The 15,092-nt window shown below is 45.0% G+C and carries 12 protein-coding genes and 1 pseudogene; 4 read left to right on the forward strand and 9 right to left on the reverse strand.

The genetic code is table 11. The features are described 5' to 3' along the window. Positions 1–98: 98 nt before the first annotated feature. The 6 genes from IQQ51_RS05235 to gap form a co-directional block, all read right to left on the reverse strand. Positions 99–452, reverse strand: a complete 354-nt coding sequence (locus tag IQQ51_RS05235) for a hypothetical protein (RefSeq protein ID WP_193840537.1) — start codon at positions 450–452, stop codon at positions 99–101. A gap of 275 nt (positions 453–727) precedes the next feature. Continuing rightward, positions 728–1,681 (reverse strand): ChaN family lipoprotein, encoded by a 954-nt coding sequence (locus IQQ51_RS05240; RefSeq protein WP_193840538.1) that lies wholly within the window; start codon positions 1,679–1,681, stop codon positions 728–730. A 75-nt stretch (positions 1,682–1,756) separates the two neighbouring features. Then, positions 1,757–2,572 (reverse strand): 23S rRNA (guanine(745)-N(1))-methyltransferase, encoded by an 816-nt coding sequence (gene rlmA, locus IQQ51_RS05245; protein ID WP_193840539.1) that lies wholly within the window; start codon positions 2,570–2,572, stop codon positions 1,757–1,759. Between the two features lie 192 nt (positions 2,573–2,764). Then, positions 2,765–4,801 carry a methyl-accepting chemotaxis protein gene (locus IQQ51_RS05250; protein WP_193840540.1) on the reverse strand — a complete coding sequence of 679 codons (2,037 nt, stop codon included), beginning with the start codon at positions 4,799–4,801 and terminating at the stop codon, positions 2,765–2,767. Between the two features lie 297 nt (positions 4,802–5,098). Continuing rightward, on the reverse strand, positions 5,099–5,983 hold the full coding sequence (locus IQQ51_RS05255) for a D-hexose-6-phosphate mutarotase (RefSeq protein WP_193840541.1): 885 nt from the start codon (positions 5,981–5,983) through the stop codon (positions 5,099–5,101). Positions 5,984–6,225: 242 nt separating this feature from the next. Further along, positions 6,226–7,221 carry a type I glyceraldehyde-3-phosphate dehydrogenase gene (gene gap / locus IQQ51_RS05260; RefSeq protein WP_017059382.1) on the reverse strand — a complete coding sequence of 332 codons (996 nt, stop codon included), beginning with the start codon at positions 7,219–7,221 and terminating at the stop codon, positions 6,226–6,228. Between the two features lie 319 nt (positions 7,222–7,540). On the opposite strand from gap, the gene msrB reads away from it, so the two are divergent. After that, the gene (gene msrB / locus IQQ51_RS05265) at positions 7,541–7,978 is read left to right on the forward strand and encodes a peptide-methionine (R)-S-oxide reductase MsrB (protein ID WP_019823761.1); all 438 of its coding nucleotides are present in this window, start codon (positions 7,541–7,543) and stop codon (positions 7,976–7,978) included. Between the two features lie 175 nt (positions 7,979–8,153). Here msrB and IQQ51_RS05270 read toward each other — a convergent pair whose 3' ends face one another. Next, positions 8,154–8,960 (reverse strand): DUF2989 domain-containing protein, encoded by an 807-nt coding sequence (locus IQQ51_RS05270; RefSeq protein WP_193840586.1) that lies wholly within the window; start codon positions 8,958–8,960, stop codon positions 8,154–8,156. A gap of 113 nt (positions 8,961–9,073) precedes the next feature. Between IQQ51_RS05270 and IQQ51_RS05275 the strand changes: the two genes are divergently transcribed. Continuing rightward, positions 9,074–9,355 (forward strand): YeaC family protein, encoded by a 282-nt coding sequence (locus tag IQQ51_RS05275; RefSeq protein WP_010437067.1) that lies wholly within the window; start codon positions 9,074–9,076, stop codon positions 9,353–9,355. 143 nt (positions 9,356–9,498) lie between these two features. On the opposite strand, the gene ansA is transcribed toward IQQ51_RS05275, so the two are convergent. Together ansA and sppA are read right to left on the reverse strand one after the other, a co-directional pair. Further along, the gene (gene ansA, locus IQQ51_RS05280; protein WP_048611533.1) at positions 9,499–10,515 is read right to left on the reverse strand and encodes an asparaginase; all 1,017 of its coding nucleotides are present in this window, start codon (positions 10,513–10,515) and stop codon (positions 9,499–9,501) included. Positions 10,516–10,633: 118 nt separating this feature from the next. Beyond that, positions 10,634–12,484 carry a signal peptide peptidase SppA gene (gene sppA / locus IQQ51_RS05285; protein ID WP_193840542.1) on the reverse strand — a complete coding sequence of 617 codons (1,851 nt, stop codon included), beginning with the start codon at positions 12,482–12,484 and terminating at the stop codon, positions 10,634–10,636. A 279-nt stretch (positions 12,485–12,763) separates the two neighbouring features. Between sppA and IQQ51_RS05290 the strand changes: the two genes are divergently transcribed. Together IQQ51_RS05290 and IQQ51_RS26660 are read left to right on the forward strand one after the other, a co-directional pair. After that, positions 12,764–14,773, forward strand: coding sequence for an NADPH-dependent 2,4-dienoyl-CoA reductase (locus IQQ51_RS05290; protein WP_193840543.1), 2,010 nt, complete (start codon positions 12,764–12,766; stop codon positions 14,771–14,773). A 207-nt stretch (positions 14,774–14,980) separates the two neighbouring features. Beyond that, positions 14,981–15,092, forward strand: a pseudogene (locus tag IQQ51_RS26660) (nitroreductase); the annotation flags it as partial.

Genomic DNA, 15,092 nt, shown 5'->3' on the forward strand with positions numbered 1-15,092 from the left:
TTATGGAATGAACTCGTTTTTTAGACCAAATCGGGTCTGTTGTCGTGACGACAAATCGCTTTAATGCAGAGAGGAAGGTGCAGTAATAGGGGATAAAGTTAGATTAAAGCGAGTAGGATGCCACCAACGGTTGCCGCTGCGGATATGTATTGCCCTGCTGAATAAGAACCATCGTCCTCTTCTTCTATCTTATCTGGGTGATCCATACCTAGAGCGCCATGAGCAAATGACTCAACCTTATCGGTAACGGTCGCGTTTTCAGCTTCGACTTTCTTAGCTTCTTTATCGATTTCTTTAAGTGCAGATAATAGGGCTTTGCCTTCATCAGAAAGCTTCACGGTATTTTGCTCAACCTTAAGCGGTGCAGGCTTTTCAGCTTCAGTGCTTTTAGCTTGTGCATTCATTTGCGAAGGTGAATACAGCTGAGTATTACTCGTTCCTACTGGCGTCATATCGCTCTCCTTACCTATCCTTAAATATAGTATCGGCAGAGGTGTGAAAAACTTGTGCAATTAATCATCGATAGTGATGTTTTTTATTCGCACATTACATTTTCGTCTGCTTGGTTAAATCGTCTATTTACTAAGCAAGTCTTGTGCCGATAAGAATGTTTGATTTTAGATAGAGTTAGGATGAATGATGGGAACGTGATCAAGTCGTGACGATGGGCTAATTATCTAGGATTAGCCCATCGACTCTTTAGCTGAGAAGAGTGGAACAACAGACCTTACTCACACTCTAGGCTAGCGCTGCGTTTTGACAGGTGCTTGTATGCCTTCATGCGGTTCTCTTTCTTAACAAAGCGAGCCGGCGGCGCAAGCACTTCAAGCTGATAATCACCGCTATCCGCTGAGATCGCTTCAACTGGGCTGATGATGGCGACTTTTAAATCAGGGTTACGACGTAGAATTGATGCTGCTGTCCCTAAACCACCCTCGGTGTGGAACTTGCCAGCCACATGAATTACTTGTTTATCAGGGTTTGATGCTAGGTAATCCACAATCGACTCAGCCATGGTTTCGTCCCAGGTAACCTGAGCAGCAAACTGCTTTTCTGTTTGCTCTGGCGTGCCGTGGTGCATAGAAGCCATGAACTTTTCTTTGTAAGGGCTATCACCAGTATCCACTTCGGCAGCAATCCACTGGCGTTGCTCGGTTGATAACTGCTCAAGATAAGGCAATCCTTTACGGCCAATACACTGCACAAATGGCTTTGGTGCGTTTGCTGCAATAACATCGACGTCGTTAGCTTTTGCGAACTCAACTAACGCGCGGTAATCACTTTCGTAATTTGGCCAAGCAGCCGCTTGAGACATGAGAGTTTGTTCGCCAATTTCACCGTTTAAGTATTGGTCAAGTGTGGCTTGGTGTTCTCGAGTGAACTGTTCCATTGAAAGCGCAATGTTGGATGTTGCGTTGCGGCGTGCTTTTAAGAAGTCGGTTTGGAAGCGGTGAATAGCAGAATGCGTGTGCCATTCGCCAATAAGAACCACATCAGCGTCAATCAGCTGCTCGGGTAATGCATCGAGAGAAAGTGTTTCGCCTTGTGGAGAAGCGAACTGGTAGCCATAGAATGTGGAAACGGATTCCGTTTGAGCCACTTTTTGAGAAGTGTCTTTTGCAGGTTGATTAGCACAAGCCGTGAGAAGAGTAGCTAATCCGATAAGAATAATACGTTGCATGAAATGCCTCCTTGAAGAACACGCATACTAAAGGAGGCAAGATAAGATTTCAATGCAAACGATAATCAATATCAATTAAATTTGTTTGCGGTACACTCGCAGCATAAAGTCAGCTTCACAGTTGAATTGCTCTGCCTCGGTGAGTTGTTGTTTAAACTCTTCACTCGCCTTCCAAGCAAACGGCGTCATCTGTAGCAGGTCGAATGCATCTGACCCCGATAGTTCCATCATATAGTTTAGTTGCTCTTGGTGCTCAAGCGTAAAACCTTCGATCACTTCTGGATCTTCGTCGTGCAAGCGAACGCCATCATAAATTGCATCACGCAGTTGATACAGGTGTCGGCTGGCTGGTGTCACGGTGATCACCACACCATTATCTTTGATGGTGCGTTGTAGCTCTTCAGCCTTGCAAGGCGCGTAAATGCGTAGAATGCCGTCTAAGCTGTTTTCAGCAAAGGGTAGGCGATGGCTTGATGCAACTGAGAAGTCGACAGCAGGGTAGCGTTTAGCGGCGTATTTGATAGCAATCTTAGAAATGTCTAGGCCAAAAGTCGCACCATTCTTTTCTTCAAGATTCACTGCAATTTCGTTGGTGTAATAACCTTCGCCACAACCAATATCCAATAGGCTAGGCGCCTCTTCTGGTAGATAGCGAGAACACAATGTTACCACAGCTTGGCGCATTGGGTCATAGTGGTTACCTTCAAGGAAGCGACGACGTGCCTGCATCATCTCTTTGTTGTCACCTGGATCTTTTGAGCGTTTGTGGTGCGCAGGCATCAAATTGACATAGCCTTCTTTCGCTAGGTCGAACTGATGGTTCTTCTCACACTTAAACGTACGATCGTTTTGAGATAAAGGTTGGTGACACAAAGGGCATTGGTAAATCATTGCGAACTCGAGGTAGAAATTTCAAGTCCAAAATTTTAACAGGAAGCATAGTGGGGCGCTAGAATAAACGCAGCTGTGTTGGTTAACGGCAATCCGAGAGTAGATAGAACCAGTCAGTGAAGAGATAGAGCCAACGAATGGTTGGCTCTATTAGTTATGAGCGAGTCGCTGATAAAACAGAGAACTCAGCTTCTAGCTAAAGAAGTTAACTTGATTTTTCAACGATTCCGCTTGTTTCTGAAGTTCATCAGCACTGTGAGAGGTCTTAGCGCTGGTTTCACGGCTTTGTTGGTTCAAGTCGCTGATCGCATGCGCGTTCGCTGCTATCTCTTGAGAAACCTGAGCTTGCTCTTCTGATGTCGCAGCAATGGTTTCAGCTTGAGAAGCAATAGATTCAACTTGAGAAGCAATCGACTCTAGTGCGGTGCCTGCTTCTTGCGCTTTATCGAGTACTTGGTTGGCATTCGATTGGCTTTGCGTCATCAGGTTTACGGCATTATGGGTCGAAGATTTTAGCTTCTCGATGATGCTCACTACGTCTTGGACTGACGTTTGTGTGCGATGAGCCAATGTTCTTACTTCATCGGCTACTACGGCGAAGCCACGACCTTGCTCACCCGCACGCGCCGCTTCTATTGCAGCGTTTAATGCAAGCAAGTTGGTTTGCTCTGCAATGTCGTCAATCATTTTGGTGACGGTTTGAATGCTTTCGCTATCAGCGCTTACTTGCTCGATGGCCGAGGCTGATTTGTCTAATTGATCGTTCAGCTGGGCAACATCAATACACACACCTTCAACGACTTCTAAACCTTTCTGGCTGTCTTCATTAGCTAGGCGAACATTTTCAGCAATGCTGTTCACTTGCTGCGCTACTGATTCAGCAGAGGTGGCCATCTCTTCTATGGCAGTAACGACTTGCTCAACCTGTGCTTGTTGGCGATCAGATTGACTCAAGTTGTGGCTAGCATCTTGTGACACACTGCTTGAGCTGTTCTGTACTTGGTCACTGGTTGCACGAATCTCGCCCACGAGTGTGTTCAGCTGGGCTGCCATGTTCGCAACACCGGTATTCAGATTGCTGATCTCGTTCTTGGTCTGCTTACCATTGTTTGGAATATGCAGGCTCACTTCGCCTTTTCCTAGACGTAGCATGTACTCGTTTAACGTCGTTAGCGGCGTCAGTGTGCGGTTCAACACGAAGGTTAACGCGACGATGGTAGTGGCAGCAATCAAGGTGGCAATAATGGCGATAAGCTTGAGTAATTCGTCGCTGCCTTTAGTCACTTCCTTGATAAAAGTACCGCCAAGCAGTTTCCAATTCCAACCCGGAACTTCGGTGTATACCAGGTACTTTTCACCAACGGTTTCTTGATACTCATATGGGTATCGAATTAGCCCTGATGGCTGTTCAAAGATCTGATAGAAAGGTTTGTTACCGTCGTAGTCAGCCACGTCAACAATCGATTTACCACCGCCAACGTTCGTAGGGTGCAACAAGTATTGGCCTTGGTGTTCTTTCTCGTTATCAACAATGATGGTGTATCCGGTGTCACCCCAAGAAACCGAGCGTAAAGATTCAAACAGGTTTTGAGTCGCCTCTTCTACTGGTAAGCCAATGAAAGAAACGCCGTTTACTTTGCCCTGTGCATTGGTTAAAGGTGCATAGTAGGTAATGTAACGCTGACCAAATAGCTGTACTTGCGCGTAATAAGGCTGGCCATTTTTGAGTTTGCTATAGCCTGGATGACTTTTCCCTAGTGTGGTCGCAACGACTCGCTCACCAGAAGGTTTCTTAAGAGAGGTAGACACGCGAATAAAGTCATTGCCAAATGGGGCAAATAAGGTCGCTACGGCGCCGGTGTCACGGGTAAAGCTATCAACCAGTTTGGTGTCGTTAATTAGGCTCTCACCATATTGAGTCATGTTAGGAATGGAATGACCGTTGAACTCAACGTCATAACTTTCAACATAAACACCTGCTAGGTAACCGTTACGAAAAGTGGATTCTAAAACTTTGGCGGTGTGCAGGTAGGCATCGAACTGACCAGAGATGGTTTTGGCCATCGCTTCTACTTTGGATTGGTGTTCTTTTAACGTGTTGTCTAATAACACCTGAGAGGCATTTCTATACACGAGTGTCGCAATGGAGCCAAAAGCGATAAGCAAGCACAGCAAAATGACCAACTTAAGTTGGAAGCCAACACTTTGATTTTTGTATTTCTCGAACATGAATTCACTATCCTGTCTTCATTGAGGTGTTGTTAAGTGGTTTTAAGGAAGTTTGTTATTGAGCTTTCTATCATAGGTACTTATTTATCGGCAGTAATTGATAATAATTAATGAATTGATAGTTATATTTATAAACTAGAGTGATGAGAGCTAAATAGTGCGCGGTTGAACAAGGAGGTGATGGACTAATAGGCTTGTGTTAAAGCATTGATTAATAGGCGATGCATGTTAGGTTGGGCAATAAAAAATGCAGCTCAATGAGCTGCATTTTTGTTTTTAATTAAACTCGCTAGAGGTCTAGTTTGAGGAAATGACCGTAATCAGCTGGTGGCTTTCACCTGGCTTTAACGTTTTGCCTGCCTCTAGGCTTGGTGCGTGCAGTGTTGATTCTACGCACATCATAGTTAGGTAACCGTCGTCTTGCATGTCGCCCATACCAGCAGCGCCTTCAGCCCACGGGTTCCACAATACTGCAGAGTTATGACCGTGGTTTTCAACTGTTAGCGTGCGATCCAGCTTCTTGTCAGCAACAAAAATTTGCGCTTCTGGTTGCGTGTAAACGCGGTCAATCGTGTCGGCCAGTACCAGTTCAGAACCGCCTTGGCAGATCTTGCCACCTTGCAGGCTATCAATGTACTCAGCACCCATACCTGTTGTGGTTGTGCTGTGAATATCACCAACGTTTAGGTAAGTGTGTAGGGCACCAGAGAAAGTCCATGGCTGAGAATCCGTGTTCTTCACGTCCAGCGTTACTTTTAGCTGCTCGCCGATCTCAACATTCAAACGTGCATCAAATTGATGAGGCCATACTGCTAGCGTCTCTTCGCTTGGCTTCAAACCTAAGCTTACAATCACGCCGGCTTCGCTTTCACGGTGCTCAACCAATTGCCATTCACTTGAACGGGCAAAACCATGTGCTGGTGCTGCAATGCGACCAAACCAAGGCCAACATACTGGAATACCACCACGCAGCGCCGTTTTACCATCGAACTTAGCTTGTTGGCTCATCCAAATTAGGTCTTCTTGACCTTGAGGTTGGAATGACACCACATGGCCGCCAAACAGTGAAATCGCTGCGTTTGCTTTATCGTGGATAACGCGAACCAGTTTTACACCTTCGTGTTCAACGATAGTCACGTTGTCAGAAAGTACCGCTAGTGCAGGTAGAGTAGATAAATCCATTACATGATCCTTCTAAGGAAATTGAATTCAAATGCTGACTAGAGTGATGCTTGTGTTTTCATGAGTAACCAGCAGAGTCAGTATTAGAATTGAATTTTACGTTTGGGCTATCTTGATGAGCTTAGATAGACGCGGTTTAAAAGATAGCAGGCATTAAAAAGGCGACACTAAGGTCGCCTTTTTCAAAGTCTGCTCAAAACAGTCTTCGCTAATGCTTATCTAAAGCGATTTCTAAAAAGAAATTACTTAGAGATGTGAGCGATTAGGTCTAGAACTTTGTTTGAGTAACCGATTTCGTTGTCGTACCAAGATACAACTTTAACGAATTTGTCAGTTAGAGCAACACCAGCTTTAGCATCGAATACTGAAGTTTGAACTTCACCGATGAAATCTTGTGATACTACTTGGTCTTCAGTGTAACCAAGAACGCCAGCCATTTCGCCTTCAGAAGCTTCTTTCATTGCAGCACAAATTTCTTCGTAAGATGCAGCTTCTTTTAGGTTAACTGTTAGGTCAACTACAGATACGTTAGCAGTTGGTACACGGAAAGCCATACCAGTTAGAAGGCCGTTTAGTTCTGGAAGAACAACGCCTACAGCTTTAGCAGCACCAGTTGAAGATGGGATGATGTTTTGAGAAGCACCACGGCCACCGCGCCAGTCTTTAGCAGAAGGGCCATCTACAGTTTTTTGAGTTGCTGTAGTAGCGTGAACTGTAGTCATAAGACCAGACTCAATGCCCCACTTATCGTTAAGTACTTTAGCGATAGGTGCAAGACAGTTAGTAGTACAAGAAGCGTTAGAAACGATGTCTTGACCAGCGTAAGATGCTTGGTTAACGCCCATTACGAACATTGGAGTTGCATCTTTAGAAGGACCAGTAAGAACTACTTTCTTAGCGCCAGCAGTGATGTGCTTACGTGCAGTCTCGTCAGTTAGGAAAAGACCAGTTGCTTCAGCAACTACGTCTACGTCGATAGCATCCCACTTAAGGTCTTCTGGGTTACGCTCAGCTGTAACACGTACAGTTTTACCGTTAACGATTAGGTTACCGCCTTCAACTTCAACAGTACCGTTGAAACGGCCGTGAGTTGAGTCGTACTTAAGCATGTATGCCATGTACTCTACGTCGATTAGATCGTTAATACCTACTACTTCGATGTCTGCACGCTCTTGAGCTGCGCGGAATACGAAACGGCCGATACGGCCAAAACCGTTAATACCTACTTTGATAGTCATTGTAGTTGCTCCACAACTTAATTTCTGATTAAAGATAACTGGTAGTAAAATTACAGAATCCAGTATACATCTGCAATAGATAATCCGACTTAACTTGTTTAATGTCAAAAAAAAGCGACGCTTTTCTTAACAATTGGGTGTAAGTGGTTGAAAATTGACCATTGCAAGTGGCTCTGTACCCTTCCAGTTGGGTAAAATACCCCTAAATGATGATTCACTTATGAGTGTATATGTACAATGTTTCCTGGTGAGAAAGTATGTGCTACAAAACGACTGATATGCAAGCCTTTATAGAAAAAAGTAAATATAATAACTGAGAATGTGGAGAGATATTAACGTGATTCAAAAGGGAGGAAATATGATAAAGCCTGATGAATACTGGCGTGAACGCCTAACAGACGACGAATTTGCAGTGTGTCGTGAACGTGGTACTGAAGCCCCATATAGCGGTAAGTTACTGCACAACCATAAGACTGGCGTCTATAGCTGCACATGCTGTGAAAGCCCTTTGTTCCTGTCGGATAACAAATATGACTCTGGGTGTGGTTGGCCAAGCTTTGATGCCCCAGTGAATGATGAAGCAGTACGCTATATAGAAGATCTAAGTCACGGAATGAAGCGTGTAGAGATCCGTTGTACCGCCTGTGATAGCCATTTAGGTCATGTTTTTCCTGATGGTCCGAAGACCACAGGTGAACGGTTCTGTGTTAATTCAGTGTCGTTAATTTTCAACAAAAATGACGAAAGTACGAAATAACTTGTAACTATTGTCTAATCCTTACAGGTCGCATTTGTCGATTTAGGAATGCTGAAACGCCCAAGATTTCAGATTTAACTCTAGTACAAATAAAAACAGCTACCAAAAAGGTAGCTGTTTTTATTTGAAAGCAGGTGAATAAGAAGCTTAAGTTAGAACACTATAAATGAAGCGCTCAGTAACTTGGGACGATTGAAGGGCTGTAAATTCCATCCTCAATCGCTTCGACAATGTTGTCTGCGTCTTTATTTAGCTTCTTATAGGTTGCTTTGTCGAAATGGTACAACACCGTGAGCTCGGCTTCAGAAGCAATCGGTACATCAAAGTCTTTGGCAACCATTGCCCAAACGTACGCTTTTTCCATATGACCCAGGCTGTGGTTGATACTGGCCATCGACTTGAAGATTTCAGTGTTGGCTGCCGAGCCATTAGAAAGCGTTAACGCATTATTGAGTAGCTTAAGTGTCTTTATATGATTGCGGGTAGTATAGAAGGTTGCCAAGGCATATTGCATCTCAGCTGTGTTTAACGCTTCAGTGCCTTCTAGTTGTAGGAAACTGCGTCTGGCGTTGGTGTCCCCAGTTTGCGACCACAAGAAGTAAAGCGTTTCCGGTGTATCGGATTTCGATAGCTCATCAACAATGCGCTCAGACTCTTCGATACTGTGCATTAAAGAGGTAAAGCGACGCTCTTGCAGCTTAGATTGGTCGATCGTTTCGATCTGTGCAGCAAGCTCTAGACACTTTTTGTAGGCAGTGACTAATTCGAATTCTTTAATTTTGTTGATTTCGGTGGGTTGCTTCTGAACTTCAAATCGATGCCAGATGAGGTCGGTACGTGCGACACGACATTGTCCATCGTTCATGTTCAATTGTTCACACTGAAGACCCGGGTTGCTTTGGCACAGTTGATCGGTATTTTTGTTCCCTTCAAGACACCCAACCAGAGTGAAAGGCAATAGGCTAATCGCCAACCATTTCATAATTTTCATATTCCTTCACTTGTGATCAGATGCACTTATTATTGGTCAGGTTCTTGACTCAATTCTGTTACGGGTTATTTTCTGGTGAAAATTGTTAAAACTAAGGCTTTCCCATGGATGCAGAACAACTTCTTAGCGCAATGACACCCGAGGTCTACGAACGTTTAACCTACGCAGTTGAAACGGGTAAATGGCCAGAAGGTACGGCGCTCTCAAAAGAACAGCGCGACTCGTGTATGCAAGCGGTTATGTTATACCAATCTAAACATAACTCTGAAGCTCAACATATGACAATTGCAGCTGGTGGTGAGATTAGCTTTAAATCTAAGTCTGAACTAAAGAAACAGTTTAAGTCAGATCAAGAAGACATTGTTAGGGTTAACCCGAATCATTAAGCTTAAATTACAACAAAGGGGTGGCAATGTGCCACCCCTTTTAGTTTAACTCGTTTATTTATAAGCAATAAAAAGATTTAGTTCACGTTAAGCCGCCGTTACTTTCATAGAATAATTGGGTTTAACGTGAATCCTTGAACCGGTTATAAGCTCATCTCACCGCGCAACACTTGTTGCATCTGAGTCTTCACTTCTTCGTAGCCTAGGTTTTGGCTTAATAGATAATGCAATTTCGCCAGTGCCGCTTCTGGTGTCATATCGTAACCACTGACAACGCCCGCTTCTGCTAGTGCACAACCCGTCGCGTAACCACCCATGTTGACTTTACCAGCCAAACATTGAGTTAGGTTCACAACAATCACACCGCGCTCTGAGGCATCTTTCAGGTGCTGAAGCAGTTCTGGGTTTTGTGGTGCGTTACCCACACCAAAAGTAAGCAGAATCATCGCGTTAACAGGTTGTAATAGCGTGTTACGGATAACTTCGTGTGAGATGCCTGGGTACATTGTGATTACGCCGATAGGTTGCGGAGTAATGTTATGAACCTTGAAAGCACCTTCAGGTTGTTCGTTTACCTTGACGTTATTGCTAAGTTGGATATTGATACCCGCTTCTAGCAATGGGTTCAGGTTTGGAGACGTAAACGCATTGAAGCCATCTGCGTGTGATTTAGTGCTGCGGTTACCACGCATCAACTTGTTGTTGAAGAACAGTGTCACTTCGTTGATTGGGTAGTTTGCTGCAATGTGTAGCGCATTCAGCAGGTTTGCTTGTCCGTCTGAACGAAGCTCTGCTAATGGGATCTGAGAGCCCGTAACAATCACAGGTTTGCCGAGGTTTTCAAGCATGAAAGACAGTGCAGAGGCAGTGTAAGCCATAGTGTCTGTGCCATGCAGGATAACGAAACCATCGTACTTATCGTAGTTCGCGCGAATGTCATCAGCGATAGTCTGCCAATCAAGTGGCGTCATATCTGAAGAGTCCATTAATGGAGAGTATTCGTGAATGGTGTACTCAGGCATCTCTGGGCGATGGAATTCAGGCATGCCAGCTAGCTGCTTATCCATGAAACCTGCGACAGGAACATAGCCGTGGTCAATCGACTTCTGCATGCCAATTGTGCCGCCGGTGTACGCGATATAGATGTGTTTTCTTTCCATGGCGATTAATACTTAGTGTGATGTAGGGAACAGGGGGGCGATTATAGCGAATTATCATGCAATAAAAAGAGGCACCTCACACAGAGGCACCCCTTAGTTATTGAGTTATTGGCTCAACTTATTGAACTTGGCAATTTAAGCAGAAAGCGTATCGGCCTTGTGGGTCGTTAAAGTTGCCTAACAGCTGGCTATCTTGAGCTAACTGCTGAGTAACAGGCTGTAAACTGCTTGGTATCATCGACTGAATATCAAGGCCTATCGATATCTGAACTTGGTTCATAAATTCTTGAATAAATTGTTCAGTGGCCGAAAGTGGCTCTTCTACCCAGTAGATGTTGTAGCTTTCAAGCTCTGCAAGTGAAGCCGCAGCTGCAACCGCATCATCGAAATCACCAATCTCATCGACTAAGCCTTTCTGAATCGCATCTTGACCTGTCCAAACTCGACCTTGAGCAATTTTGTCGACCGCATCGACTTCCAGACCGCGATTTTCTCCAACTAGGCTGATGAATCGGCGGTATCCGTTTTCAATGCCCATTTGGAACGCGTCTTTCGCGCCATCGCTAAGCCCAGTTGTAATACCAAGACCTGAGAAAGGTGAGGTGCCAACGCCATCCGTGTAAACACCAATATCATTCAACCCTTTTTCGAAGGTGGTGATAACACTAAAGATACCAATTGAACCCGTTAGTGTGGTTGGCTGAGCTAGGATCTTATCCGCGCCCATCGAGATCCAGTAACCACCCGAAGCAGCAAGGCTCGACATCGACACAACAACCGGCTTACCCGCTTGCTTGATCGCTTCTATTTCGTTACGAATAACTTCAGAAGCAAAGGCACTGCCACCTGGGCTATCGACACGAAGTACAACGGCTTTCACTTTGTCGTCGTTACGTGCTTGGCGCAGTAGGGCTGCTGTGGTGTCTCCGCCAACTGTGCCACGCGGTTGCTTGCCATCCATAATTGCGCCGCTCGCTACAATCACGGCAACGTCGTGAGATTCACTGGTCATGTTTGGAAGCATGGTTGCACGGTATTCGTAGTAACCAAACGCGTTGTAGCTGTCTTGGCCGTCACTGCCGAAAACATCGGCAAGCTCTAGTCGAACTTGCTGGCGTGTCGCTAGCTCATCCACTAAGCCAAGTTTCTCGGCCAGTTTTGCAATGTCACCGCCCACAGACTCTAGCTCTTTCAAGAAGGTGTCCATGCTTGGGTTCAGTGTTTTAGCATCGATCTGACGGTTGTTGCTGACGTCATCAACGTACGCACCCCATAACTGGCTTAACCAACGAGAAGCGGACTCTTTCGCTGCGTCTGACATGTCATCACGAATGAAAGGCTCGATAGCTGACTTATAAGTGCCGACGCGGAACACGTGCGTGTTTACGTCTAGCTTCTCTAATAAGGTTTTGTAGTAAAGTGAGTAAGCGCTATAGCCTTTAAGAAGAACCCCACCATCTGGTGACAGGAAGACTTTAGTTGCGTAGCTTGCTAGGTAGTATTGGCTTTGGTTGTAAAAGTCACCCACCGCATAAATAGGTTTGCCTGTCGCTTTGAACTCATTCAATGCTTTAGCAATGTAGCGCAGTTTGGTTAGGTTGGTTTCTGGCAACTCTTTGAGTGCTAAAACGATACCTGTAACCTTGTCATCGTCTTTTGCGTAGCGAATCGTTTCAACGATATCAAACAGGATGTTCTCTTTTGGAAGGTCTTTGCCAAGCAGCGAACCCGTGACCGAATCCATCGGATTGATATAGCGGCTTTGCTCTACAATAGGGCCAGACAGGTTAAGTACTAACGCTGATTCCTGTGGAACCGTCGGCTGGGCCGTATCTGAATGGAAGTACACAAAGTAGATGATGGCGATACTGAGTAAAAAGACTAGGTTAACCAGCGCAAGACGTACAAACGTAATGAGCTTCCAAATCCCTTTAAAGATCATGCCTATAAATTTGAATATTTTTTTCATTCTGTCTCCGCAGTGAGATCACGTCGCTTTAACAAGCCGTAGTACCATTAATCTCAATAATATGAACTGCTTAGTATCCTACGATAATTCCCAAGCTCAAACTACACCAAGAATTGTTAATCGATATATATTCTCATTAAGTGTAGTCAAATTAAGGGGTTCTGAACGATTAATACCTTCAGCATTATGATCGGTGTTACAAAAATGTAAACGGCTGTTTGAACTTTTGGTAATTGAACTATACTGTGGTCAGACCACAAGGATAAAATAATAGAAGTGATGTCTGCCATGTACCCACATTTACTTGAACCACTCGATCTTGGATTTACCCAGTTACGTAACCGTGTATTGATGGGATCAATGCATACAGGTTTAGAAGAAAATAAAGAAGGTCTCCACAAACTCGCCGCGTTTTATGAAGAGCGAGCAAAAGGAGGCGTTGGCCTTATTGTTACCGGTGGTTTCTCTCCTAATTTACGTGGCAGATTGACCCCATTCAGTGCTGAATTCAGTAAAGTGAAGCACGCAAAAGCTCACCGAGTTGTTACCGAAGCCGTGCACAAGCACGGCGGTAAAATTGCCCTTCAGTTGTTGCATGCTGGCCGCTATGCCATGCACCCATTCGCGCAAAGTGCTTCGGGCATTAAAGCGCCGATCGCTAAGTTCGCACCGAGTGAGATGAGCCCTCGTCAGATCAAAAAGACCATCGGTGCCTTTGCCAATAGTGCTGAGCTAGCTCAGGTTGCGGGCTATGACGGCATTGAGATCATGGGCTCGGAAGGTTACTTGATTAACCAATTCATCTGTAAACGTACCAACATGCGTTACGACGAGTGGGGCGGTTCTTACGAGAAGCGTATGCGTTTCCCGCTAGAGATCGTTAAATCGATTCGTGAAGCGGTGGGCAAGGATTTCATTATTATTTTCCGATTGTCGATGCTTGATTTGGTTGAACAAGGCAGCACGTTTGAAGACGTTGTTCTTTTGGCTCAGAAGCTAGAAGAAGCGGGCGTGACTATCATCAACACTGGTATTGGTTGGCATGAGGCTCGTGTTCCGACTATCGCGACGCAAGTACCACGAGGCGCATTCTCTTGGGTGACGGAAAAAGTGAAACCATACGTGTCGATCCCAGTGGTGACTTGTAACCGAATCAACACACCAGAAGAGGCTGAACGCATTCTTAGTTCAGGACAGGCTGACATGGTATCAATGGCTCGCCCATTCTTGGCAGACCCGGATTTTGTTAATAAAGCCGCTCAAGACCAAGCTCAGTTCATCAATACCTGTATCGGTTGTAACCAAGCTTGTTTAGATAACGTGTTTAAAGGTAAACGTGCGAGCTGTTTGGTTAACCCACGAGCTTGTTACGAGACTGAAATTGTTGTTCAACCTGCTCAAGCCACTAAGACCATTGCGGTTGTCGGTGCAGGCCCCGCAGGTTTAGCTTGTGCGACGACCCTAGCGCAACGTGGACACAAGGTTGACTTGATCGAGAAGAATGACCGTATCGGTGGACAATTCAGACTGGCAATGCAGATTCCGGGCAAAGAAGAGTTCAGAGAAACGATTCGTTACTTTGCTAACCAAATCGATGCATCAGGTGTGAACCTGAAACTGGATACCGAAGCAACGTTTGAGATGTTGCTGAAGTACGATGAAGTGGTGATGGCGGCAGGTGTTGAACCGAGAAAGCTCGATATTGAGGGCATCGACCAAGAAAACGTAGTTGATTACCAAACCTTGATTCGCGAAAAGACACCAGTAGGCGAAAAAGTCGCAATTGTTGGTGCTGGTGGTATTGGTGTCGATGTGGCAACCATGCTAACCGAGCCTACTTCTCACAGTTTAGATGACTGGCTGCATGAGTGGGGCATCGATAAGAATATGGAACACCCAGGTGGGCTTTACCCTTACCCTGATTCGTTCAGTGACAAAACGGTTTGGGTGATGCAACGTAAAGCGGGTCGTGTTGGTAAAGGTCCGGGTAAAACTACAGGTTGGATTCATAAGCGCACTCTCGAAAAACGCGGTGTAAACCTTTTAGGCGGCGTAAGCTACAACAAGATTGATGATAAAGGTCTGCATATCAGCGTTGGTAAGAAAGAGCAGGTGCTGGATGCTGACTCGGTTATCGTATGTGCAGGTCAGGTGTCAGTTCGTCCATTCGAAGATATGTGGCAAGAATTTGGTGGCAAACTGCATGTGATAGGCGGTGCTGATTACGCGGGTGAACTGGATGCAGTACGCGCAATTCGTCAAGGAGTTGAGCTGGCTATTAAGTTATAGAATCAGCTATCAAACTGTAATCTTATCGGTAGATATTGTTACTTGATTTGCTGAGTTAGATTGTGAACAAGGCTCCTAAGTCATAGATTTAGGAGCCTTTATTGTTTCTAATCTAGCCCAAATGGACAGCCGTTGAGATTTATTATCGTTTGTATTCTGTGCTAAAGTTCAAGTATACAAATAATAAAGAAATAGTAAGGACTTCAAATGGATGCTTTGGATCTATTGCTCAACAGACGCTCAATCGCAAAACTCTCTGATCCGGCACCTGAAGGTGTGGCGTTAGAAAACATCATCAAAGCAGGGCTGCGTGCTCCAG

This window comes from Vibrio sp. OPT18 (assembly GCF_015163615.1).
Classification (GTDB): domain Bacteria; phylum Pseudomonadota; class Gammaproteobacteria; order Enterobacterales; family Vibrionaceae; genus Vibrio; species Vibrio coralliirubri.

Excerpts from the sequence above, each read along its gene's own strand:
- IQQ51_RS05235 (WP_193840537.1), bottom strand. The coding sequence starts at position 452 with ATGACGCCAGTAGGAACGAGTAATACTCAGCTGTATTCACCTTCGCAA.
- IQQ51_RS05240 (WP_193840538.1), bottom strand. The coding sequence starts at position 1,681 with ATGCAACGTATTATTCTTATCGGATTAGCTACTCTTCTCACGGCTTGT.
- rlmA (WP_193840539.1), bottom strand. The coding sequence starts at position 2,572 with ATGATTTACCAATGCCCTTTGTGTCACCAACCTTTATCTCAAAACGAT.
- IQQ51_RS05250 (WP_193840540.1), bottom strand. The coding sequence starts at position 4,801 with ATGTTCGAGAAATACAAAAATCAAAGTGTTGGCTTCCAACTTAAGTTG.
- IQQ51_RS05255 (WP_193840541.1), bottom strand. The coding sequence starts at position 5,983 with ATGGATTTATCTACTCTACCTGCACTAGCGGTACTTTCTGACAACGTG.
- gap (WP_017059382.1), bottom strand. The coding sequence starts at position 7,221 with ATGACTATCAAAGTAGGTATTAACGGTTTTGGCCGTATCGGCCGTTTC.
- msrB (WP_019823761.1), top strand. The coding sequence starts at position 7,541 with ATGTGGAGAGATATTAACGTGATTCAAAAGGGAGGAAATATGATAAAG.
- IQQ51_RS05270 (WP_193840586.1), bottom strand. The coding sequence starts at position 8,960 with ATGAAATGGTTGGCGATTAGCCTATTGCCTTTCACTCTGGTTGGGTGT.
- IQQ51_RS05275 (WP_010437067.1), top strand. The coding sequence starts at position 9,074 with ATGGATGCAGAACAACTTCTTAGCGCAATGACACCCGAGGTCTACGAA.
- ansA (WP_048611533.1), bottom strand. The coding sequence starts at position 10,515 with ATGGAAAGAAAACACATCTATATCGCGTACACCGGCGGCACAATTGGC.
- sppA (WP_193840542.1), bottom strand. The coding sequence starts at position 12,484 with ATGAAAAAAATATTCAAATTTATAGGCATGATCTTTAAAGGGATTTGG.
- IQQ51_RS05290 (WP_193840543.1), top strand. The coding sequence starts at position 12,764 with ATGTCTGCCATGTACCCACATTTACTTGAACCACTCGATCTTGGATTT.